The organism is Paenibacillus sp. JL3B1040 (genome assembly GCF_057063165.1).
This window is the reverse complement of record NZ_CM169317.1, coordinates 4,049,938-4,072,430: the sequence shown is the minus strand read 5'-3', so window position 1 is coordinate 4,072,430 and position 22,493 is coordinate 4,049,938. Positions and strand designations below refer to the sequence as shown.

The 22,493-nt window shown below is 55.1% G+C and carries 16 protein-coding genes; 13 read left to right on the top strand and 3 right to left on the bottom strand.

The genetic code is table 11. The annotated features are described in order from the left end of the window. Window positions 1–68 precede the first annotated feature (68 nt). Window positions 69–1,070 (bottom strand): LacI family DNA-binding transcriptional regulator, encoded by a 1,002-nt coding sequence (locus tag ACZF99_RS18355; protein WP_483606506.1) that lies wholly within the window; start codon window positions 1,068–1,070, stop codon window positions 69–71. A 168-nt stretch (window positions 1,071–1,238) separates the two neighbouring features. Here ACZF99_RS18355 and ACZF99_RS18350 point away from each other — a divergent pair, with 168 nt between their 5' ends. Continuing rightward, entirely contained in the window at window positions 1,239–3,485 is a 2,247-nt protein-coding gene (locus tag ACZF99_RS18350; protein WP_483606505.1) for a helix-turn-helix domain-containing protein, read from the top strand. A 109-nt stretch (window positions 3,486–3,594) separates the two neighbouring features. Here the strand turns inward: ACZF99_RS18350 and ACZF99_RS18345 are convergent, their stop codons facing one another. Next, window positions 3,595–4,479, bottom strand: a complete 885-nt coding sequence (locus tag ACZF99_RS18345) for a carbohydrate ABC transporter permease (protein WP_483606504.1) — start codon at window positions 4,477–4,479, stop codon at window positions 3,595–3,597. Window positions 4,480–4,788: 309 nt separating this feature from the next. Here ACZF99_RS18345 and ACZF99_RS18340 point away from each other — a divergent pair, with 309 nt between their 5' ends. The 7 genes from ACZF99_RS18340 to ACZF99_RS18310 are packed head-to-tail and all read left to right on the top strand — an operon-like array spanning window position 4,789 to window position 13,419. Next, window positions 4,789–5,724: an ABC transporter permease gene (locus tag ACZF99_RS18340; RefSeq protein WP_483612833.1), complete on the top strand. Its 936-nt coding sequence runs from the start codon at window positions 4,789–4,791 to the stop codon at window positions 5,722–5,724. A gap of 41 nt (window positions 5,725–5,765) precedes the next feature. Continuing rightward, a complete protein-coding gene (locus ACZF99_RS18335; protein ID WP_483612831.1) occupies window positions 5,766–7,328 on the top strand; it encodes an extracellular solute-binding protein in 1,563 nt (520 codons plus the stop codon). A gap of 50 nt (window positions 7,329–7,378) precedes the next feature. Further along, the gene (locus ACZF99_RS18330; protein ID WP_483606503.1) at window positions 7,379–8,476 is read left to right on the top strand and encodes a glycoside hydrolase family 88/105 protein; all 1,098 of its coding nucleotides are present in this window, start codon (window positions 7,379–7,381) and stop codon (window positions 8,474–8,476) included. 15 nt (window positions 8,477–8,491) lie between these two features. Next, window positions 8,492–9,877: a glycoside hydrolase family 28 protein gene (locus tag ACZF99_RS18325; protein ID WP_483606502.1), complete on the top strand. Its 1,386-nt coding sequence runs from the start codon at window positions 8,492–8,494 to the stop codon at window positions 9,875–9,877. Then, window positions 9,874–11,472, top strand: coding sequence for a glycoside hydrolase family 43 protein (locus ACZF99_RS18320; RefSeq protein WP_483606501.1), 1,599 nt, complete (start codon window positions 9,874–9,876; stop codon window positions 11,470–11,472). Before ACZF99_RS18325 ends, ACZF99_RS18320 begins: the two co-directional genes overlap by 4 nt. Before the next feature lie 15 nt (window positions 11,473–11,487). Continuing rightward, window positions 11,488–12,405, top strand: coding sequence for a dienelactone hydrolase family protein (locus tag ACZF99_RS18315; RefSeq protein ID WP_483606500.1), 918 nt, complete (start codon window positions 11,488–11,490; stop codon window positions 12,403–12,405). 36 nt (window positions 12,406–12,441) lie between these two features. Beyond that, window positions 12,442–13,419 (top strand): pectinesterase family protein, encoded by a 978-nt coding sequence (locus ACZF99_RS18310; protein ID WP_483612829.1) that lies wholly within the window; start codon window positions 12,442–12,444, stop codon window positions 13,417–13,419. 37 nt (window positions 13,420–13,456) lie between these two features. Here ACZF99_RS18310 and ACZF99_RS18305 read toward each other — a convergent pair whose 3' ends face one another. Further along, complete coding sequence (locus ACZF99_RS18305; RefSeq protein ID WP_483606499.1) at window positions 13,457–14,338, bottom strand: helix-turn-helix domain-containing protein; 882 nt, start codon at window positions 14,336–14,338, stop codon at window positions 13,457–13,459. A 115-nt stretch (window positions 14,339–14,453) separates the two neighbouring features. Between ACZF99_RS18305 and ACZF99_RS18300 the strand changes: the two genes are divergently transcribed. The 5 genes from ACZF99_RS18300 (at window position 14,454) to ACZF99_RS18280 (ending at window position 22,483) form a co-directional block, all read left to right on the top strand. Further along, window positions 14,454–17,489, top strand: coding sequence for a glycoside hydrolase family 2 TIM barrel-domain containing protein (locus tag ACZF99_RS18300; RefSeq protein ID WP_483606498.1), 3,036 nt, complete (start codon window positions 14,454–14,456; stop codon window positions 17,487–17,489). Between the two features lie 202 nt (window positions 17,490–17,691). After that, the gene (locus ACZF99_RS18295) at window positions 17,692–18,129 is read left to right on the top strand and encodes a MarR family winged helix-turn-helix transcriptional regulator (protein ID WP_483606497.1); all 438 of its coding nucleotides are present in this window, start codon (window positions 17,692–17,694) and stop codon (window positions 18,127–18,129) included. A gap of 18 nt (window positions 18,130–18,147) precedes the next feature. Next, complete coding sequence (locus ACZF99_RS18290; protein WP_483606496.1) at window positions 18,148–19,791, top strand: MDR family MFS transporter; 1,644 nt, start codon at window positions 18,148–18,150, stop codon at window positions 19,789–19,791. A gap of 534 nt (window positions 19,792–20,325) precedes the next feature. Continuing rightward, window positions 20,326–21,495 (top strand): serine hydrolase domain-containing protein, encoded by a 1,170-nt coding sequence (locus ACZF99_RS18285; RefSeq protein ID WP_483606495.1) that lies wholly within the window; start codon window positions 20,326–20,328, stop codon window positions 21,493–21,495. Window positions 21,496–21,520: 25 nt separating this feature from the next. Further along, the gene (locus tag ACZF99_RS18280; protein WP_483606494.1) at window positions 21,521–22,483 is read left to right on the top strand and encodes a GNAT family N-acetyltransferase; all 963 of its coding nucleotides are present in this window, start codon (window positions 21,521–21,523) and stop codon (window positions 22,481–22,483) included. Window positions 22,484–22,493 lie beyond the last annotated feature (10 nt).

Sequence of the window (22,493 nt, the reverse complement as noted above, 5' to 3'; positions counted from 1 at the left end):
TCATACAAGTGCACACGTTAACATTTTTATTTAAAAAAGAGAAAACTCTTCTTTAAACCGTTTTTTGTTCATGCTTCCAATTTCGCCACGGTTTGACGGATCATTAGCGTCGTTTTTACCAAGGATTGCTCCGGTTGGGTCCGCGGCTCCCGCATGAGTTCGATGAGTTTCAGGGTACCCAGCTCGCTGATATCCGCGATTGGCTTACGCACGGTAGTCAGTGCGGGGTTCGTGTACCGCGCAAACACGATGTCGTCAAAGCCGATGAAGGATATCTCATCCGGAACAGCTATCCGGGCCGCGTAACAGGCATTCATCGCACCGATCGCCATATCGTCGTTGGCACAAAACACGAGCGATGGAGGGATCGGCCGGGCAAGCAAAACATTCATCATTTGGTATCCGCTCTCCAGGCTGTAATCGCCGGTAACAAAATAATCGGAGCTGGAAGCCAGGCTGTGGACGAGCAGGCTGTCAAGAAAACCTTGCTTGCGTTCCGCGGACGACTTGAATCCGGTTTTGCCCTCGATCATCGCCAGCTTGCGGTGACCTAGCTTGATCGCATAGTCGATGGCTTCCCGCACGCCGCCTCTGTCATCGGCAACGACGTTCATGATCCCGGGATCCTCCAGATGACGGTTGAGAACAACGAAAGGGATCCCCGTTCTTTTGACATGGTAAATAAATTCATTGTCCGCATCGCTTTGGCTCATTACCAGAATCCCGTCGAAACGGTGCGGCGAGATGCCGTCCAAATGCTTGATGCTGTCGATCCCGTGCACAGTCAAACTATAATTTTCATCCAAAACATGGTTGATTCCCTTAATGACATCAACAAGGAAGCTGGCTGAGGTTCCCTGATCGATGCTTGAGAAAAACAATCCGATGGTATACGACTTTTTCAAAACGAGACTTTTGGCGCTGTAATTCGGCACATAATTCAATTCGGCGGCGATCTTTTCAATTTTGCTCCGGGTTTCTTTCTTGATGAGCGGATTGCCGTTCAGCGCTCTGGAAACCGTCGTATGCGAAACGCCAGCGACTTTTGCGATGTCTTTGATTGTGACCATAGGACCTCTTCCATCTGGAATAATGATTGGATTTAACGATTACATTGTAGTCTCACTTTCCTGGATAAGTCAACGATTTTGTGATATGCACACGTTAAAATAGTTATTGTTCGTCAATTTATGAAAGCGCTATAATAAAGTGATCATTGGAGTAAAGGAGTAGCGCATATGCACAAAGGAAGATTGTTCTATAAAATATTCATTCCTATCCTCATTCTCGGAATCGGTCTTGTGGCCAGCTTTGCCAGTTACATCTATTTCAGCACCGTCAATTCCGTGAATGAGCGGATTGCCGGCAGCAAGCAAAACTTTATCGCACAGACCAAAAACAATTTGGAGCAGCAGATCCGTTCGATCGAATATGCGTTTGACACGTACAGCACAACGACGTCGTTTAGCGAGGTCGTCAAAAATCCGATCACGGTACAGGATTTCATCGCGTACCGGAACGTGAATAGCCAACTTAACTACATTGCCACGATGGGCATGGATCGAACGGAATACGCGCTGATCAGCCTGGTGCAAGACTGGAAAATATCCAACGGCAGACTGACGAAGCTAGGCGAAGAAGAACGGGAAGAACTGATCCAAACCTATGTCGAAAACCAAAACCAGAGCCTGTTCTGGATCAAGACGGATACGGGAATCCGCTTTGTCAATACGCTGCCCGTGTTCTCCAAAAACAAGCAAGCCGTCGCCTTGTCGGACATCTCGCTGGAGACGCTGGATCAGACGATTCGGGCCGAAGACGATAGCATGGTGTACATATTGAATAAGCAGGGCGAGCTTATGTACGAGAGCAATCCTGCGGACTCCGCGTGGACCTCTGAAGAATGGAAAGACATGCTGTCCCGAATCGAGAAGGAAACTGCGCAAACCGGCATATTGCCCTTATCCAAGTTCGGCGATCATGCTTCAAAAATCATTTATGCCAAATCGGAATATAACAATTGGATCTACCTGACTCTGCTGGAACAAAAGGAAATCGCGGGTGCCCTTAAGCTGACCAAGTTCGGAATTATTACGTTGGCGGCGGTTTTGGCGTTTTTGATTGTTATTGTGGCCTACATCTTTGCCGTTAACTTCACCAAACCGATCCGGCAAATCAAACGCAGCCTGTCGCTGGACGACCGGACCGCCTCCCCCAATGAAGTCGAAACGATTATTCATTCCATCGATACGATACTGACCGAGAAAGAAAGCCTGGAGAACTTGATGGAAGCGGAAATGCCGCAGCTTGAAACGCAGTTGATCATGAATCTGTTCCGGGGGCGCGTCACGGAGGATGAACTGGCCATGAGGCTGCCTCGGCTTGGGTATCGGCAGTTGGACCGCTGTCTTTACGTCACGATGCTGATCCAATTGGATAACTTTGGCGAACATGAGGCCTCCGGCAAGGATATATTGCTGCTGGCGGTCAACAAACTGGTGGAGGAGCAGATTCCGCCCGAACAGCGGATGCTTCCGATTATTCTGAACGATAAGACCCAGGCCACGATCCTGAGGTTTACGGACAGAACCGAACCGGAAATACGCAAGCAATTGCTTCAACAAGCTACGTCTTTGATGAAAAGGGCCAGAGAGTACTTAAAAGTGTCCATCAGCATTGGGATCAGCAAAACGTACGACAGCTTGCTGAAAAGTAAAGAAGCCTGCGAAATGGGCAAGCAGGCATTGCATCACCGCCTCAATTTGGGCAAGGAATCGATCATTTTCTACGAGGATATTTCACGGGTCATCTCCGGTCCGGTACTGCTACACTATCCGGTGGAGCTGGAGTCGCAGCTCTTCGATGCCATTCGGCTCGGCGACGAGAATCAGGTCAGCCGAACGTTATATTTGCTGTTGGCGGAGATGATGAAGAAAAATAACAACTCCATGAATTTCGAGGTGGCGTTAGTCCGGTTCGTGAACAATCTGATCCAACTGGAGCAGCTTCTCGGCATCGAGGTTCTGCTTAAACAGGACAATTATGCCTTGTATCATGTGCTGCTCGATACGAGAAACCCCGAAGAAATTGAACGGATGCTGGTGGACGAGGTGATTTTTCCGATGGTAAGGAGCATGAAGGACAAGACGAACAAACAGTTCCGTTGCCTGTCCGAAGAAATCGCCGTGATCGTCAGGTCCGAATACGATCAGGAATTGACGCTGGAGCAAATTGCCGACCGGCTGCATTATAACCCGAACTATTTAAGCAATATTTTCAAAAGGGAGTATGGCACGACCTTCAGCGATTACCTGATGAATTATAGACTGGAAATGGCCAAAAAGTGGCTGGTCGAGACGGATATGACGATCCGAGAGATCGCGGAGCGGCTGCAATACCACAAACCGCAAAACTTTATTCGCTCGTTCCGCAAGAAAGAACATGTCACTCCGGGAGAGTACCGGAAAGCCAGACAAGCGATGTAGAGGGATGTAAAACAGAAGCTTGCCGCCGTGGCCAAGCTTCTGTTTTGCGGAAAAATGAAAAGTCTTTGGACGTAAAGCTGGCGTCGGTTCGATCGATGTCAGCTTTTTTTTACCCTTTGACCGAGCCGAGCATGGCGCCTTTAACGAAGTGGCGCTGCACGAATGGATAAGCCATGAGCATCGGCAGCGTGGCGACGACGATGACGGCCATCTTGATAGCTTGCGCCGGGGGAACGATATCCACGACGCTGTTATCCCCCTGCATGCCGCTGGAAACAATGACGATCTGGCGCAGCAACACCTGAATCGGCCATTTAAGAGAGTCGTTTAGATACAGAACGGCGCTCATGTACGTATTCCAATAAGCGACGCCATAGAAGAGCGAAATGGTCGCGATCGACGGCAGCGACAACGGCAGCATGATTTTGAAGAAAACTCCGAAATCGGTGCTTCCGTCGATTTTGGCCGACTCTTCCAGACTGTCCGGCAGCGACTGGAAGAAGTTGCGCATGATGATCAGGTTGAAAGCGTTGATCGCGGTCGGAATAATCATCGACCAGTAGGAATCAATCAAATGGACGCTTTTTACGACCAAAAATGTAGGAATCATCCCGCCGTTAAAAAGCATGGAGAATACCACGATAAAATTGATGGGATTTCTGCCGTAAAGATATTTGCGCGATAAACCGTAAGCCATCAACGCAGTAAGGGCCATGCTCAGGAGAGTTCCGACCAAAGTGACTCCGATCGAAACGCCCAATCCCCGAAAGATCGTCGGCGTGGAAAGAATGTACTTGTAAGCATCGAGCGAAAACGTGGTTGGAAACAGGATGAAGCGCTTTTCCACGATTTCCTGGGTTGAAGCAAAAGAACTGGCGATGACATTGACAAAAGGCAAGAGACAAGCGATGGCGATCAGGGTTAGCAAAGCTCCGTTGATCCAGGTAAAGAACCGATCGCCGATGGAATGTTTCTTGCGCAACTTTTGGGCCATATTGTTTTCCTCCTCATTAGTCGTTTGGCAATTTAACCTTAACAACCAAAGGAGAATTACGTATATAATCCTCACTTGAGGTCTTTTCAAACGGTGAAAAAACAGTTCCGGCAACGAATGCTCCTCAGCTTACCCCGTAATCATCAAATGAGGCGATCAGCGGAAAAAGCCCGATTCCAACCGGTTTTTGCAAACGCTGTCATCTGATGATTATATACGGAACGCGCCCCGTCAAGTACGCTTATCAACGAAAAAAAGAAAGCGCAAGGAGGTTGTTCAGTGAAAGCATCAAGTGCCGCACCGATGGGGATGGGATTGGAGCCGGAACTCAGGCGCAAGGCTCCTCCGGTTCTTAAAAGCTTAAGGCGCAACAAGCTTCTGTACCTGATGATTTTTCCCGGACTCGTCTACTTCATTGTATTTAAGTACTTGCCGATGGGGGGGCTGGTGATCGCCTTTCAGGATTATCAGCCTTTCCTGGGGATTGCGGAAAGCCCTTGGGTGGGATTGAAGCATTTTGAGCGTTTGTTTACGGAGCCTACTTTTTTCATGCTATTAAAGAATACGTTGATTCTGTTTGGCATGAACATCGTGTTTTTCTTTCCGCTGCCTATCGTTTTAGCGTTGATGCTAAACGAGGTAAGGACGAAATGGTTTAAAAACGCCGTGCAAACCATGATGTACCTTCCGCATTTCATGTCCTGGGTGATCATCGTCTCGATCTCGTACGTGCTCCTGAACGTGGATGGCGGAATCATCAATGAATTTCTGGCCGCGCTTGGTTTTAACAAGATCAGCTTTCTGACCTCTCCGGAGTGGCTCAGGACAATCTATATTGTCCAAATCATCTGGAAGGAGCTCGGCTGGTCGACGATCATTTATCTGGCGGCCATCACGGTCGTGGATACGCAGCTGTACGAAGCGGCCGAAATGGATGGCGCCGGACGCTGGAGAAAGACCTGGCATATTACCCTGCCGGCGATCCGTCCCGTCATTATTACGCTGTTGATTCTGAAGATCGGAAGCACTTTGGATTTGGGTTTCGAGCATATGTACCTGCTGTTGAATTCCTTGAACCGCGAGGTTGCCGAAATTTTCGACACCTATATTTATACGGCCGGGCTGAAGAACGGACAATTAAGCTTCAGCACAACCGTCGGACTGTTTAAAGGGGTGGTCGGATTGATTTTGGTGATGCTCTCCAACAAGCTGGCCAAGAAATTCGGAGAAGAAGGCGTGTACTAAGGCTGCGACCCATATAAATTCGAAAAGGGGTAGAAAAGATGATGAAGATGAAGTTGAAAATGAAGATGAAACAACTGTCCGTTCTTTTGTTAGCGAGCCTCCTTTTGCTGTCCGCTTGCGGATCGAATACCAAGGGCGGCAACAGCGCCCAAGGAACCGGCGGAACCTCCGGGTCCGTAAGCAACGGCGGAAACGCGGCGGCGGAAGAGCCGTTTGAGATCACGTGGATGAATATTTTGCATACGGCTTCTACGCCGACGGGGGATGTGCAATCGCTGATTGAAGAAAAGACGAATACGAAAATCAAGTTTTCCTGGGTCCCGGACGCTTCAAAGGAGGAACGGATTAATACCGCGCTTGCGTCCAATTCGCTGGCGGATATCGTCTCTTTGACGTTCCTGGAGAACGCCTCCGTGCGCAACGCGCTTAAATCGGGGATGTTCTGGGAAGTCGAGCCTTATCTGGACGAATTTCCGAATCTGGCGGCGATCTCGGAGGAGCAACGGCGGGCCGCTTCGATTGCCGGCAAACTATACGGGGTGCCCTACCTGAAGGACATTGCCCGTAATGGCGTGGTGATTCGCAAAGACTGGCTGGATAAGCTGGGCCTGGAAGTACCTAAAACCACCGATGAATTAATGGCTGTGGCTAAAGCGTTCACCGAGCAGGACCCGGACGGAAACGGGAAAAAGGACACTTTCGGATTTATCGACCGCAGCGACTTGATTTACGGAGCGTTTAAAACGTTGAGTTCTTATTTTGGCACCCCCAGTTACTGGGAAGTCACCGAAGACGGCAAATTTATCCCGGAGTTTGAAACCGAAGGATATGTCAAAACGATGAATTATATGAAGGAATTATATGATAATGGCTATATTAACCAGGATTTTGCCGTTACGGCCAAGAAGGATCAGCAGGACGGTTTCTCGCAAGGAAAGGCCGGTATTTATGTCGGCGCCTTGTTTGACGGCAAGAACCTGCTCAATGGCGCTAAAGGGATTCAAGATAGGATGGAGATTGCGCTTGTCAACGACATTACTTCCACCGGCAACGAAAGCGATCGGGCCATTTGGACGGGGAATGGCGGAATCGGCGGACTGCTGGCTTTCCCCAAATCGGAAGTCAAGGATGAAGCCGAATTGAAGCGGATGTTGAAATTTGTAAACGATCTGATGGATGAAGAAATCTTTACTTTGATGACCTATGGCATTGAAGGAGTGCATTACTCGGTTGACGCGGACAAGGCCGTTACGATTCTGGATCAGGATAAGTGGGAACAGGAGGTTCAACCCTTCTCTTCTTCCCGTCCCAAGGAGCCGGGGTATCAAATCCATGATTCGGATCCGTTAAAGGTCGAAGCCGCCAAACTCATCTTGGAAAATGAGAAATACGCGGTCTATAATCCCGCTGCTTCGCTGGAATCGGAAACCTATTCAATGATGGGTTCGGAGCTGCAAAAGATTATTACCGATGCCACCTATAAGTTCATTCTCGGCTCCCTCGACCTGAACGGCTTCAAGGCGGAGGTCGAGAAATGGAAGCAGTCCGGAGGCAGCAAGATTATCAGCGAATATGAAGCGGCCTACAAGGAAGCGAACTCTTAAGAGGATGTGTTAATCAGATGGGATGGGCTATGAAAACCGCGGAATCCGTCATGGAACGGACGCCGAAATTGTACGAGAAAGGGTATAACGGCAAATGGTCTTACGATTACGGTGTGGTGCTAAGAGGGTTTGCGCTGTTATGGAAACGGACGGGGGAGCGCAAGTATTTTCAGTACATCCGGGAGCAGATGGATTATTTTATCGGCGAAGACGGAAGTGTGCGGGGATACCGCAAGGATGAATACAATATCGATCACCTGAATAACGGCAAATTGTTATTTTTGCTGCATACGGAAACCGGATTGGGGAAATACCGGCAAGCGGCCGATCTGCTGCGATCGCAACTGGCCGCGCATCCGCGCACGTCGGAAGGGGCGTTTTGGCACAAAAAGATTTATCCATATCAAATTTGGCTGGACGGTCTTTATATGGGCGCGCCGTTTTATCTGGAGTATTTGCTGACTTTCGAAGACGGGAACGGGCTGGACGATGTAACGAAGCAATTCATCCTGTGCGAGAAGCATACACGGGATGCCAAGACAGGTCTTCTCTATCATGCCTGGGACGAGCAGAAGGTTCAGCCCTGGTGCGATCCTGCCACCGGATTATCTCCGAATTTCTGGGGCCGTTCCATGGGATGGTTTGTCATGGCTCTGGCGGATACGCTGGAACTGCTGCCGAAGGAGCATCGCGACTATAACGAGCTGGTACGGATATTCCGGGATGCCTTGACGGCCTTGAGAAATTATCAGGATCAAGCAAGCGGCGTATGGTATCAGGTTATTAATTTGGGCGGACGTAAAGGCAACTATTTGGAGGCGTCGGCTTCCAGCATGATCACCTTTGCCATCGCCAAAGGAATCCGGCTTGGGGTGCTGGATGCGAACGAATGGCGGAAACCGTTGGATAAAGCCTTCCGGGGTCTGATCGCCGAATTTGTGCTGGAAACGAAGGAAGGTTGGGTAAATCTGAACAAAAACTGTATGGTGGCCGGGCTGGGCGGCGAGGACCGCAGGGACGGCACGTACGCTTATTACGTCAGCGAGCCGATCATTACGAACGATTTAAAGGGAGTCGGGGCGTTTCTGCAGGCTTGCGCCGAGGTGGAATGGCTGGAGGATCTTGCGAACATGAAAGAGACCCCTTGAACAGGAGGAAAAGGGATGCAGGTGTATAACATCGCCGAATACGGCGCGGTCCCGGACGGAAAAACGCTGGCAACAGCGGCGATTCAAGCCGCCATCGACGCCGCGGGCGCGGCGGGCGGAGGCACGGTGTTCGTACCGGCGGGTACGTATTTGACCGGTGCGATTTTCATGAAAAGCCATACCGAGCTGCATCTAAGTCCAGGCGCCGTGCTGTCGTTCAGTACGGAACCGGAGCATTACCCGGCGGTCCTCTCCCGATGGGAAGGCGTGCTGCAGCAGGTGCACGCGTCGTGCATTTTCGGGCAAGGCCTGGAAAATATCGCGCTCACGGGAAGCGGGACGCTGGACGGGAACGGCGGGCCGTGGTGGGACAAGAAGCGGAACGCGCCGGAGGAACTGGAGTTTCCCCGGCCGAAGCTGATCAGCTTTGACGGCTGCCGCCGCGTAACGTTAAGGGACTTGAACCTGATCAATTCGCCGAGCTGGACCGTGAATCCGATCCGCTGCTCCGATGTGACGATCGACAATTTGTCCATCCATAATCCCGCCGATTCGCCGAACACGGACGGGATTAATCCGGAATCTTGCCGCAATGTGCGAATCTGCAACTGCCATATCGACGTGGGGGATGACTGCATCGCGATTAAAGCGGGTACCGAGGAGACGGCGGAGCGGATTCCGTGCGAAAATATCACGATCATGAACTGCACGATGGTGCACGGTCACGGCGGCGTGGTGCTGGGCAGCGAGATGAGCGGCGGCATCCGCAACGTCACGATCACGGGGTGCGTGTTCCAGCACACCGATCGCGGCATCCGGCTGAAATCGCGGCGCGGACGCGGGGGGATCGTGGAAGATATCCGCATCAGCCATATCGTAATGGAGGACGTCATTTGCCCGTTTATTTTGAATCTGTATTATTTTTGCGGCCCGCGCGGCAAAGACAAATACGTTTGGGACAAAAATGGTTACCCCGTGACGGAGGAGACGCCGCGTTTTCGGCGAATTCATTTCTCAAACATTACTGCACGCCGGGTTCATGCCGCCGCCGGGTTTTTGTACGGGCTTGCCGAACAGTACATTTCCGAAATTACGTTCGATCATATCGATATTTCCATGGCGGAGAACGCGGTTCCGGGCATTCCGGCGATGATGGCGGGCCTGGGCGAAATGAGCAATCGCGGATTTTTCCTTGGGAATGTAAGACAAATCCGGTTTAACCGAGTCACGATCGAAAATCATGAAGGGCCGGCTTTTTACGTGGAAAACGGAGAGCAGGTGACCGTGGAGCATTGCGAGTCCAGAAATGCGAAACACAGTGAAAAGCTGATGGAACAGGTTACGGTTCCGCCGGTGAATTCGGACACGGAAGGTTCGGGCAAGGAGGCGCAAGGATCATGATTGCGGAAGGAAAAAAGGCAGGGGTTGTGCAAAATCCGATATTGCCGGGATTTCACCCCGATCCTTGTATTGTGCGGGCGGGGGAAGTTTATTACATCGCGGTATCTACCTTCGAGTGGCTTCCCGGAGTCAGGGTATACGCGTCGGCGAATCTGGCCGATTGGGAGCACTGCACCGATCTTTTGACTCATCAGGTCGATTTGCGGGGAAATCCGAAAAACTGCAGTATTTGGGCACCTCAGCTTAGTTATCGTGACGGCTTGTTTTATCTCATGTACACCGATGTGAAAAGCACGAAGCGCCCGTTTAAGGACTGTCATAATTATTTGATCACGGCGCCGTCGATTCACGGCCCTTGGTCGGAGCCGGTGTATCTGAACAGCAGCGGGTTTGATCCGTCCCTGTTCCATGATGACGATGGCCGCAAGTGGCTGCTGAATTGCTTGTGGGATTACCGCATCCGTGAAAGCAACAAATCGAGCGGAATCGTGATTCAACAGTATGATCCCGATTTGGGGAAGCTGGTTGGAGAGCCTAAGAAATTGTTTGAATGCACGCCGCTGAAAAAAACGGAAGCGCCCCATATCTACAAGCATGGCGGTTATTACTATCTCATTACCGCCGAAGGGGGAACCGGCAGCGGGCACGCCGTTACCGTAGCGCGTTCAAGGGAGCTGCTCGGCCCCTATGAGGTGGATCCGCTCAATCCGATGCTGACCTCGCGGCATGATCCCGGTTTGGCGCTGCAGTGCGCCGGCCACGGCAGCCTGGTCGAGACGCCTGATGGCGAATGGTACATGGCGCATTTATGCACGCGCCCGGCGGAAGGCCAATACGCCATCTTAGGGAGGGAAACCGCGCTGCAGCAAGTGTATTGGGACGAGCAGGGCTGGCTCCGCTTGACCGCGGGCGGAAACGCGCCACAGCTCCGGGTGCCGCTGCCTAAAGGAGTTTACCCGAAAGCCGCCAATCGTTCCGGAACGGATTTTGAGGATGATTTTTCGGGGCCCGAGCTGAAGAAAAACTGGAATACGCTGCGCATTATGGCGGACGAAAGCTGGTGCTCGTTGTCCGCAAGGAATGGTTACTTGCGCATTCATGCGGGCGAATCCGTGCAAAGCTTGTTTGGTCATCATATTTTGGCGATCCGTCAGACGGATAAGTCTTTCCGTGCGGAGACGGCCGTGGAGTCGAATCCGGCTTCTTATTTGCAGATGGCCGGGCTCCTGCTCTATTTAAACGAGGATAACTACTTTTATGCTTGCGTCAGTCATGAGGAGGGGCGGGGCAAGGTGCTTCGGCTCATGCGCTGCGAAAGGGACGAATTCGAGCTCGATCCGCTCCCGATCGCTGTGGAGCAGACCCGGGCGGTACGGTTGGCGGTAGACGTAAACGGAGTAACCGGACGGTTCTATTACCGTCTAAACGATGAAGAAGAGTGGAAGCCACTGGGGGACAGTCGTCATGTTGGGTTCCTCTCGGGCGGGTTTACCGGCAACTTTATCGGGATCGCGGCCCACGATATGAATCAATTTGGAGGCAGCTACGCCGACTTTGCCTATTTCAAGTATACGGGGAGATTTTGTGCCTTTTAGGAGGACGATGTAAAGATGGGATGGAATCCGGCGATGGAGCGGGACAAGCTGCAGGGCTTGCTGGGGGAGCTTCCGGAGGATCGGCCGATCGCGGTCAGACTGCTGAAGCGGGAGGAATTCGACGGTTTTTTGCTGGAAACGCTGCTGCTGGATATAAACGGGCTGGAGCTCGTTCCGGCTTATTTTGCCAAACCGTTGGAAGGCGAGGGGCCGTTTCCGCTTGTCGTGTTTAATCATTCCCATGGCGGCAATTACGGTAACGGCCGCAAGGAGCTGATCCGCAGCAGCCCTTACCTTCAGGAGCCGTCGTTTGCCAAGGTGCTGACCGGTCTGGGCTGCGCCGTCTGCTGTATCGACATGTGGGCCTTCAACGAACGTAGCGGCAAAAGCGAAGGCGAACTGGTGAAGGAAATGCTATGGAACGGTCGGGTGCTGTGGGGGATGATGCTGTACGACAATCGCCGTCTGATCGATTATATGTGCACGCGCAAGGATGTGGATCCGTCGCGGATCGCTACGATCGGGATGTCGATGGGCGGATTAATGTCATGGTGGTTGTCCGCGCTTGATGAGCGGATCGGGGTGACGATCGACCTTTGCGGACAGGTGGATGCGGGTACGCTGATCGCCAAGCGGGGCCTGGAGCATCACGGGTTTTACTATTACGTTCCCGGATTGCTCAAACATTTCACGACTTTGGACATTCAAAAGTTAATCGTGCCGCGTCCGAGGCTGAGTCTCGTCGGACGGAACGACCGGTTATGCCCGTTCGAAGGGGTGCAGCTTCTGGACCGGGGCTTGCGCGAAGCTTATGGGGCCGCCGGGCAGCCGGACCATTGGCAGACGGTCGTAACCGGCGGGGGTCACATGGAAACCGCCGAAATGCGGGCCGCCTGGCCGGAATTTTTGAAGCGGCATTTGCTGGATCGGTAAAAGGGAGGCAGGCGAAGGAAAGGGGATACGATGGAAATCTGGGTGGGCAAGGAGAAGGGCTGCGATTTTTCCGCGCTTCAAGCGGCGGTTGACGCGGCGGAGCGGCAGACCGGCAGCGGGACGGCGAAGATTTATGTTCTTCCCGGCGTTTATGAGGAAGCGGTGCGCATTTACCGATCCGATCTGGCTTTGATCGGGCTCGGGCAGGCGGTGATCCGCATGAGTCGTTACGCTAAGTTACGCGACGCAAGCGGAAAGGAAATCGGGACGTTTGCGACGCCAACTTTGTTTCTGGGCGGCAGCCGGTTGGTCATGGAGAATCTAACCGTGGAGAATTCGGCCGGTCCCGGCGAACAGGTCGGGCAGGCGCTGGCGCTATATGCGCATTGCGATCTGGCCGTATTCCGCCACTGCGTCTTCAAAGGGCATCAGGACACCGTGTTCACCGGTCCCCTGCCGCCGTCGCCAAGAGCGGGAGGGGCGTTTGGCGGCGTTCCGCTGAAGGAGCATCATGAGCAATACCGCCAGCTGTACGAGCTTTGCCGGATCGAGGGCAATGTCGATTTCATATTCGGCGGGGCGACCGCTTATTTCGAGCGCTGCGAAATTCGCAGCTTGCCTCGGGTGGCGGCAGACGATCCGGGTTATCTTACGGCGGCTGCAACGCCGTTAGGCCAGGAGTACGGCTACGTATTCCGCGACTGCCTTTTGACCGCGGCGCCCGAGGTCGCCGAAGGTTCGGTGTACTTAGGCCGACCGTGGCGGGAATACGCCAAAACGGCATTCGTGGGCTGCCGGTACGGACCGCATATCCATCCGCAAAGGTGGAACAATTGGGGCAATCCTTCCCAGGAAGCGACCGTCCGTTACGGAGAATACGGGATGGGCGGCAGCGCGGTCGAATTGAGCCCGCAGCGAGCCGCCTGGGCGGAATGTTGCGAGCGGGGCGAGGAAGCATGGAGCCGGGAGAAGGTGTTCGGGGAGGCTGCGGCCTTTTTTGAAAGAGGCTACTGACAAGCTTTCTGACAAGCCCCCCTTTGCCCCCTCTTTCTTATCCCCCATCTCTTTCCCGGCGCTCTTCCGACGGGAGACGCTGGAACTCGCGTTTGTATAATCGCGCGAAATATACCGGCTCCAGGCCAACGTAGGCGGCGGCTTGGCGTATCGTCAAGTCGGGATGGTCGTGCAGCAGCATCCGGGCGGTTTTTAGCCGGATCTGATGGAGGTATTGCAGCGGCGTCAATCCCAGCGATTTCCGGAAAAGCCGGGTCAACTGCTTTTGCGAGTAGCCGACGTGGCCCGCCAGCCCGGCGATCGTGATCGGCCGGTTCAAGTGGTCGTGCAGGAAGCGGACCGCGACATCCACAACCGACGCCGGGTAGGAAGCGGAAGGAGGGGCCGGCCGTACCTGCGGGACGGTCGATTCGGTCCTTGGGTTTCTTTGCCCCGACGTATCCTTAAGGATCGCGAGCAGCAGCGAATACAAGAGCTCGGTCGTTTGCCAAGGATCGTGCTCGTTGCCGGACAGCCGCCAGATGTCGAGCAGGCGGTCCGTAAACAGGGAGACGTCCGAGAGCTGCAGCATCCGGGGGATGTCCCCGAAGCCCCACCGATTCAGCACTTCGCCGAAGTTCTCCAGCAGCGTGACGTACCCGACGAACCAGGGATGTTCCCCATAGGGCATATATTCGTGGGCGCAGCCGGCGGGGATGAAGAGCAATTGGCCGGGGCTGAGAATGTCCCATTTGTCCTTGTCGATGTTCAGCCGGCGGAATTGTCCCGCACCGGAGAGGGTCAAGAAGAGCTGATGTGCCGAAAATCCCTTCATACGCGTGATCGGCGGCTGGATCTCGGTCCCTACCGTATAAACGGTAAGCGGCAGAACCTCGTTATGGGAAGGGGATAAATTGCTTCTGAGCGGAAGCAGGTCCATGGCGATTCACTCCATTTTGTCCGTTTTGTCTGGTAGATTGTCCGATTTGTGGCTACCGCCCGATTATATCTCACCTCTATAATGAGAGCAAATCGTTATGGGAGTGTGAATTAGGTTGGAACTGAACCATGAATGGGAAAATCCGTCGTGCCTGCAAATCGGCCGGTTGCCGGCCAGGGCTTCCTTCATTCCGTACGGCAGCGCCGAAGCGGCCAGAACGGGGAACCGCGGCCGCTCGCCGCATTACCAAACGTTAAACGGGATGTGGAAGTTCCGCTACCATCGCAGCTTGCGCGAGGTGGATGAGCGCTTTTTCGAGACGGATACGGAGTTGGAGAGCTGGGACGGCCTGATCGTGCCTTCTTGCTGGCAAACCAACGGCTACGATCAACTGCATTACACGAACGTGAATTACCCGATTCCTTACGACCCCCCGTTCGTGCCGGATGACAACCCGGCAGGCGCTTACGCCCGGGATTTCAATTTACCGGAAACGTGGACGAAGAAGGAGACCCATATCGTATTCGAAGGGGTGAACGCCTGCTTCTACTTGTGGGTGAACGGCCGTTTTGTCGGATACAGCCAGGGCAGCCGGATCCCGGCAGAGTTTGATATTTCGCCGTTCGTGACGGCGGGCCGCAACCGCATCGCCGTTCTGGTCCTGAAGTGGTGCGACGGCACGTATCTGGAGGACCAGGATGTCTGGCGGTTCTCCGGCATTTACCGCGACGTTTATCTGCTGTCCCGGGAAACTGCGCATGTCCGCGATGTATTCAACCAACCGCTGTTGTCGGCCGATCTGTCCGAGGGCAAGCTTCGCTCGGAGATCGAAACGACGGGCAGCCTGACGGTGCAAGCGGAGCTGCGGGATCCGGCGGGGAAGCGGATTGGACGGCAGGAGGCGCAAATCGACGGCCAGGGGGTCATTGAGCTGGACGTGCCGCAGCCGCAGCTGTGGAACGCCGAGCAGCCCCGTTTGTACGAGCTGCTGCTCACGGCCGGACAAGAAGTACTGCGTTTTCGTGTCGGCTTCAAAAAGGTGGAGATCGCTGGCGGCATCTTCCGCATCAACGGCCGCGCCGTGAAGCTAAAGGGCGTTAACCGCCACGATTCCCATCCGGAGCTCGGGCAAACGGTACCGGTTAACCATATGATTACGGATTTAAAACTGATGAAACGGCATAACGTCAACACGATTCGCACCTCGCATTATCCGAATGATCCGAAGTTTCTCGATCTGTGCGACGAATACGGGTTCTACGTGATCGACGAAGCGGATTTGGAGTGCCACGGCGTCACCAGCACGGGCAAGCTTGAGGAAGGGGCTTTCCATAAGCTGACGGCGGATCCAACATGGCGGGAAGCGTTCGTCGAGCGTGCGGTCCGCATGGTCGAGCGGGACAAAAACCACGCCTCCGTCATCATCTGGTCGATGGGGAACGAATCCGGGTATGGAGCCAACCATAAGGCCATGGCGGAGTGGACCAAAGCGCGCGACACCTCCCGCCCGGTGCATTACGAAGGGGCGGACGCCCGCTATTACGGCGATCCGGACACGTCATGCCTTGATTTGGACAGTCGCATGTACGCCTCGGTGAAGGAAATCGAGCGGTATGCCCTGGACGAGAACAGCGCGAAGCCGCTGTTCCTGTGCGAATACAGCCACGCCATGGGGAACGGTCCCGGCGATTTGCGGGATTACTGGAACGTGATCTATCGGTATCCGAAGCTGATGGGCGGTTGCGTCTGGGAGTGGTGCGATCACGGCATCACTGCCGAGACGCCGGACGGGCAGCGTTATTTTGCATACGGCGGCGATTTCGGCGATCAGCCGAACGACGGAAACTTCTGCATCGACGGCCTGGTATCGCCGGACCGTCGGCCGCATACCGGGCTGCTGGAATTGAAGCAGGTCATTGCGCCGGTTCATATCGAGGCGGAGGATGCCGGACAAGGCCGGTTCCGCGTGTTGAACCGCTATGATTTCAGCAGCCTGTCGCATCTGGCCGTCAGCTGGAAGCTGGAGCGGGAAGGGGAAGTGCTGCGGCAGGGCCGGTCGGCTCCGCTCACGGCGGGGCCGGGCGAGACCCAGGCGTTGTCGATTCCTTGCGACCTGCCGCCGGATTTGCCGGGACCCTATGTATTGACCTGTTCGGTCCGGCAGCAGCAAGATACGCCTTGGGCGGAGGAAGGGTATGAGATCGCCTTCTATCAATTCGAGCTGCCGGGGGTGAAGGCCGAGCTGCATCAAGAGCAGGTGCAGCTCGGGGAATACGCCGCCTTTGTCAAAGCGGATGAACAGGACGGTCTGCTTATCGTGACCGGATTCGATTTCGCGCACGTCTTTGACCTGAAGCTTGGGATGCCGCAGCAGTTGTCGAAGCATGGCGTTCCGCTTCTATCCCGGCCTGCCCGGTTTCATCTGTGGCGGGCACCGATAGACAACGATATGAACATCCGCAAAGAATGGCAGGCGGCGGGCCTTGATCATGCGGCCATGAAAGTATATGACAGCCGCTGGGAGCAAAAGCCGGACGCTTCGGTCGAAATCAGCGTCAACTTCTCGCTCGCCAGCTACAGCTACGAACCGTTCGTGCGCGGAAACGCTATCTGGACGATCGCGGGAACGGGGGAAATCAAGCTGGCGGTTCACGCCGGCGTGCGTGAGAATCTTCCGTACCTGCCGCGTTTCGGCCTGGAGTTGACGATGCCGGAAGGAACCGAGGAAATCGAATATTACGGGTACGGCCCGCATGAGAGCTATATCGACAAACGAGCGAGCGTACGCAAAGGCAAATATCTGCTGTCCGTAGACGACATGTTCGAGAACTACGTCATGCCGCAGGAAAGCGGGTCCCGCTACGCGACGGATTGGGCCATCGCTTCCACCGTCCTGGGGATGGGCTTGAAATTCGCGGCGGCGCAGCCGTTCTCGTTCCAGGCGCTGCATTACACGGCCGAAGACCTGACGGCGGCCAAACATACGTACGAGCTGAAGCGGCGTCCCGAGACGATTGTCTCGCTCGATTACCGGATGAGCGGGGCCGGCTCGGGCTCCTGCGGACCGCAGTTGGCGGAGCCGTATCGATTTGCCGAGAAATCGTTTGATTTCGAGCTGACGATCCAACCGGTTTTTAAGGAAGAAGAATAGAAGAGAGAAAAATCGAAGAGAATAGAACAGAAGGAGCTGTTCCTTGGCCAAGGCCGGGCGAACGGCTCTTTTTATTTGCGTTCGGAAGGCTTGACGAATGATTCATTAGGGAGTATATTATTAAACGCTGAAATATTTAAACAGTAAATTAATTAAATTATTAAATAAACGAACGGCTCATGGCAGGAAGGAGGAAGGGATATTGGTAAAAAAAGAAGAGCTGTTCGAAGTGACGTCGATGTTTCGAACGTTGATCAAGGCGATCACCCAGGAGTGGAACAAACGCGGCGGCGAATTTAACCTCAGCTTTCCCCAATATAAAATGCTCTGCATACTGGATGTCACCGGGACGCGTACCGTGTCCCAACTGGCGGAGGCGCTGGGAATTACCTCGGCGGCGATTACGGGAATTACCGACCGGCTAGTCACGGAAGGCTTTGCAATCCGAGAACGCGGGGAGAACGACCGCCGGGTGGTGAACATTTCGATTACCGACCAGGGCAAGGAAATCATTAGCCAGGTCACCGAACGGCAGAAGGAAATGCTCGAGGGAATTTTTGATCAGCTGCAGGAGGAAGATTTGCAGCATTTGCGACGGATTTTTGGCGTAGTGCTTGCGAACATAGAAAATAAATCATAACGGAGATGGAGAAACAACATGGAACATTTATCACTTAAACGCAAAGTTTCGATCATGGTCGCCATTATGGCCGCGATGTTCTTCGCCGCCATCAACCAGACGATCGTGAGTACGGCCATGCCGAGGATTATTTCGATTCTTGACGGCATGGACTATTATACCTGGACGATCAACATTTATTTGCTGACATCCACGATCGCCACCGTCCTGGTCGGCAAATTGTCCGATATGTACGGGCGGAAGCCGTTTTTGCTGATCGGGATCCTGCTCTTTATGGCCGGCGCTTTTATGACCGGGACGTCTTCGAACGTCTTTCAGTTCATTGCGTACCGGGGGATTCAAGGGATCGGCGCCGGCATTATCCAATCGACCGCCTTCACGGCTGTTGGTGACCTGTTCCCGCCGCGTGAGCGCGGCAAGTGGATGGGATTTATGACGGCGATCTTTGGGTTTTCCAGCGTCCTTGGCCCAACCTTGGGCGGTTACCTTGTCGATCACATGGATTGGCACTGGCTGTTCTGGATTTTCCTGCCGCTTGGCATCGTGGCGTTTGCCATGATCTTGTCGCTGTTTCCGAAAATGGAACGCGGCAGCTCCCAAAGCATCGACTATTTGGGCTCGCTGTTCATGACGACGACCATCGTGCCGATGCTGCTGGCCTTCTCTTGGGCGGGAACGACGTATGCCTGGAATTCGTCGCAAATTATCGGTCTGCTTGCGGCCACGGTCGTATCCGCTGTGATCTTCGTGTTCGTCGAATCGAAGGTGAACAATCCGATTTTGCCGCTTCATTTGTTTAAAAACGATGTCGTGACGATTTCCAATATCATCGGTTTCATTATGAACTTCGGGATGATGGGCGCCTTGATTTACCTTTCGTTTTTCGTGCAAGGCGTGCTTGGCATTTCGCCGACGTATGCCGGTTATGTAACGATGCCGATGTCCATCGTCATGGTCGTCGCGAGCGCCATCACCGGCCAAATGATCGCGAAGAAAGGCAAATACAAGCAATTTGCGCTGTTCGGCATTCCGATCATGATTGCCGGGATGGCTATCATGATCTTCATGAACAACGTACCGGTCGCTATCCTCAGCATGATCGTGTTCGGCTTAGGCCTGGGCGTTGGGATGCCGGTGTTCTCGCTGGCCACGCAAAACGCCGTGCCGCATAAAGAGCTGGGCGTAGTTACCGCTTCGACGCAGCTGTTCCGTAACCTTGGCGGTACGATTGGGATCGCCGTCATGGGTACGGTCATGTCCAACAGTTTGACGAAAAACCTGAAAGCGGCGTTGCAGTCGTCCTCCGCGCCCGACATGAGCAAGATGGACCCGCAGTTGGCGCAGCAGATGAACGCTTTCGCCAATCCGCAAACGCTGATGAACAAGCCGCTGCTGGAGCAGACGCAAGCCGGCTTGCCGGCGGATGCGCAGCCGCTGTTCGCGCAGATGATCCAAAGCATTCGCGATGCGCTGGGCAATACGTTGTCCACCGTGTTCCTGACCGGAACCTTGGTGTTGGTCGTGGCTTTCGTGCTGGTCTTCTTCCTTAGGGAACTGCCGCTTCGGTCCACCAACCAGGCGCCGGCCCCGCTGGCCTCCAAGGAGGGCGGCGCGGAAGACGCGGCGCAGGCGGCCCAGGCTTCCGCACCACATCAAGCTTAGAGTGGATAGAGAACGAATCCATAGCCAGAGCATTCGCGTCCCAGTGCGAATGCTCTGGCTTTATTTTTGCGACCGGAGGGAGCCCTCCGCCGCTTGAAACTTGCACTTGGGCGCACCGCGCTCCCTCCTCAACGGTATAAAGACGCGAACTCCCGCCGAAAGGGGAGGTTTGCGTCTTTTTCTCGCTATCGTGGCTCTAACGCTTGCTACACACCTTAAACCGGCAAAACCCGGCACTATGCGGTTCTAACGCTGATCACAGAGCTTATTGCACAACTTTACTGGTGAAACGGAGGGTTTTTGCTGGAATAGCGTGGCTCGGCGTCGTTAGAATTTGGTTTGCGTCGAAATGACCTTCATAGCGTTTCTCATCAGCGTTAGAGCAGGCGGTAGGGTTAGAAATACGAGGGGAGATTTGTCGATTCGGGAAGAGTATTGGACAATTTTGCGGAATTAAATTTCAAAATATAATTTCTAATTGAAATAAAATTTCAACGTCTTTATAATTGCCTTAAGACCGAGGAGGAGGGGGACATGAGAGAGGTGACCTGGCAGACGGACATAGAAGCAGCGGAGGCGATGGGGCTGGACCCGGCCCGGGTCCCGTGGATCGGGGAGACGCTGCGCGAAGCGGTGCGGGCCGGAGATATCCCCGGCGGAGTCGCGGTCGTGTCCCGGCGCGGAAGGCGCATCCGCTTCGCCTGCGGCAGCGCCGTAGACGACGGGACCGGGCGGACGCCGGTATCGTTTGACACGATCTACGACTGTGCTTCGCTGACGAAGATCGCGGTGACGCTGCCGCTGACCCTGCTGCTGGCCGAGCGCGGGCAACTGCGGCTGGACGAACCGGCAGCGTCGTACTTGCCGTCCCTGGCGGCCGCCGCGCTTCCGCGGCCGCCAGGGACGGAGGCGGCGGTAGAGCAGATGACGCTTCGTCATCTGCTCACGCATACGGCGGGCCTCGCGCCGTTTCACGATCTTCATTCCCGGGGCTTGAGCCGGGAGGAGATCGTGAACTACATCTGCGAGGCACCGCCGGAGGCAGCCCCGGGCGCTAAGGTGGTATATAGCGACCTGGGCTATATTTTGCTTGGCGAGATCGTCGCCAAGGTGGCGGGGCGGCCGCTGCCGGAACTCGCGGCAGCGGAGCTGTTCGCGCCGCTGGGCATGGCGTCCAGCGGCTACCTGCCGGCGCCGGAGCTGCGCCGGCGCATCGCCTCGACCGCCGAGCCCGGCGCGGCGGTCGGCTCCGGCCCCGCGGGCGTTCCCGTCGTCGTGCACGACGAGAACGCCCGGGCCCTGGCCGGCGTCAGCGGGCACGCCGGCCTGTTTGCCACCGCGGACGACTTGGCGTCGTACGCGGAGCTGTGGCTGGCCGGCGGCTACAGCGCCGTCGCCGGCCAGCGGGTGCTCTCGGCCGCGGCGGTGGAAGCCGCGACGCGGCCGTGCACGGCCGGCGTGCCGGGCGGCTGCCGCGGCCTCGGCTGGGTGCTGCGCGGCGATCCGTTCGACGCCGCCGGCGACCTGCTCTCCCCGATGGCCTACGGCCACACCGGGTTCACCGGCACGAGCCTGTACGTCGATCCGCCCCGGGGGCTGGCTTGCGTGCTGCTCACCAATCGCGTCCACTACGGGCGGGGCCGCTCCGTGGCCGGCTTGCGCGTCAAGTTCCACAACGCGGTCGCCGCAGCGATCGCCGAATAATGAGCTTAACAGGAGGAGATCCAAGATGGGACAAATCGTAACCCGGGGCTACCGGCCCGGCGACGAACCGCGGATCGTCGAGCTTTGGAACCGAACGCTGCTTCTCGATCCGGCAACGGCAAAGCGGTTCCGCAATCTGGTGCTGCTGGACGCCAATTTCGACCCGGAAGGGATGCGGCTGGCGTTTGACGACGAGGCCGGCAAGCTGGTCGGTTGCGTGTACGCCGTCCGCCGTTTGCTGCCGATGAACGGCACCGAGCTGGAGCCGGACCATGGCTGGATTCCGTTTTTCTTCGTGGACCCGGAAGCCGAACGCCAGGGCATTGGCAGCCGATTGCTGGACGAAGCCGAGGGGTTCTTGCGCGGGCATGGACGAAAGAAGCTGTTCTTCGCTTCCTATGCCCCAAACTACATCGTACCCGGCATCGACGCGGCGGGATATCCGAAGGGCGCTGCGTTTTTGCGCAAAAACGGCTTCATCAAACAGTATTCGGCCGTGGCGATGGACTATAGCCTGGTCGGCTACGAAACCCCGGCGGAAGTGGCCGCGCTCAAACGGCAAAGGGAGGCGGAGGGATATGTTTTCCGAACGGCGCGGGACGAGGACCTTACGGAACTGATTCGTTTTAACCTGGATTTCTTCAACCCTGACTGGGCCAGGGCGATCCGCGAGGGCCTGCTGCAGAGTCTGACCCTGGAGCAGATTATGGTGGCCCGCGAACGCGGACGACTCGTGGGCTTCTGCTTGTTCGGCGGATACGAGGGCGTCCGGGAGCGGTTCGGGCCGTTTGGCGTTCACCCGGATCAACGCGGCCAAGGCATCGGCAAAATCCTGCTGCACGATGCTCTCCGGAGCATGCGCGCCCATGCGCTGCACGGCGCCTGGTTCCTGTGGACCGGCGAACAAAGCCCGGCCGGGCATCTGTACAAGCAAACCGGCTTTTCGATCACAAGAACCTTCGACATCATGGTTAAGGACCTCGTGTAATCGCCGCAAT

Excerpts from the sequence above, each read along its gene's own strand:
- ACZF99_RS18335 (WP_483612831.1), top strand. The coding sequence starts at position 5,766 with ATGAAGATGAAGTTGAAAATGAAGATGAAACAACTGTCCGTTCTTTTG.
- ACZF99_RS18350 (WP_483606505.1), top strand. The coding sequence starts at position 1,239 with ATGCACAAAGGAAGATTGTTCTATAAAATATTCATTCCTATCCTCATT.
- ACZF99_RS18285 (WP_483606495.1), top strand. The coding sequence starts at position 20,326 with ATGAGAGAGGTGACCTGGCAGACGGACATAGAAGCAGCGGAGGCGATG.
- ACZF99_RS18280 (WP_483606494.1), top strand. The coding sequence starts at position 21,521 with ATGGGACAAATCGTAACCCGGGGCTACCGGCCCGGCGACGAACCGCGG.
- ACZF99_RS18355 (WP_483606506.1), bottom strand. The coding sequence starts at position 1,070 with ATGGTCACAATCAAAGACATCGCAAAAGTCGCTGGCGTTTCGCATACG.
- ACZF99_RS18305 (WP_483606499.1), bottom strand. The coding sequence starts at position 14,338 with ATGGACCTGCTTCCGCTCAGAAGCAATTTATCCCCTTCCCATAACGAG.
- ACZF99_RS18325 (WP_483606502.1), top strand. The coding sequence starts at position 8,492 with ATGCAGGTGTATAACATCGCCGAATACGGCGCGGTCCCGGACGGAAAA.
- ACZF99_RS18345 (WP_483606504.1), bottom strand. The coding sequence starts at position 4,479 with ATGGCCCAAAAGTTGCGCAAGAAACATTCCATCGGCGATCGGTTCTTT.
- ACZF99_RS18290 (WP_483606496.1), top strand. The coding sequence starts at position 18,148 with ATGGAACATTTATCACTTAAACGCAAAGTTTCGATCATGGTCGCCATT.
- ACZF99_RS18330 (WP_483606503.1), top strand. The coding sequence starts at position 7,379 with ATGGAACGGACGCCGAAATTGTACGAGAAAGGGTATAACGGCAAATGG.
- ACZF99_RS18320 (WP_483606501.1), top strand. The coding sequence starts at position 9,874 with ATGATTGCGGAAGGAAAAAAGGCAGGGGTTGTGCAAAATCCGATATTG.
- ACZF99_RS18315 (WP_483606500.1), top strand. The coding sequence starts at position 11,488 with ATGGGATGGAATCCGGCGATGGAGCGGGACAAGCTGCAGGGCTTGCTG.
- ACZF99_RS18340 (WP_483612833.1), top strand. The coding sequence starts at position 4,789 with ATGGGATTGGAGCCGGAACTCAGGCGCAAGGCTCCTCCGGTTCTTAAA.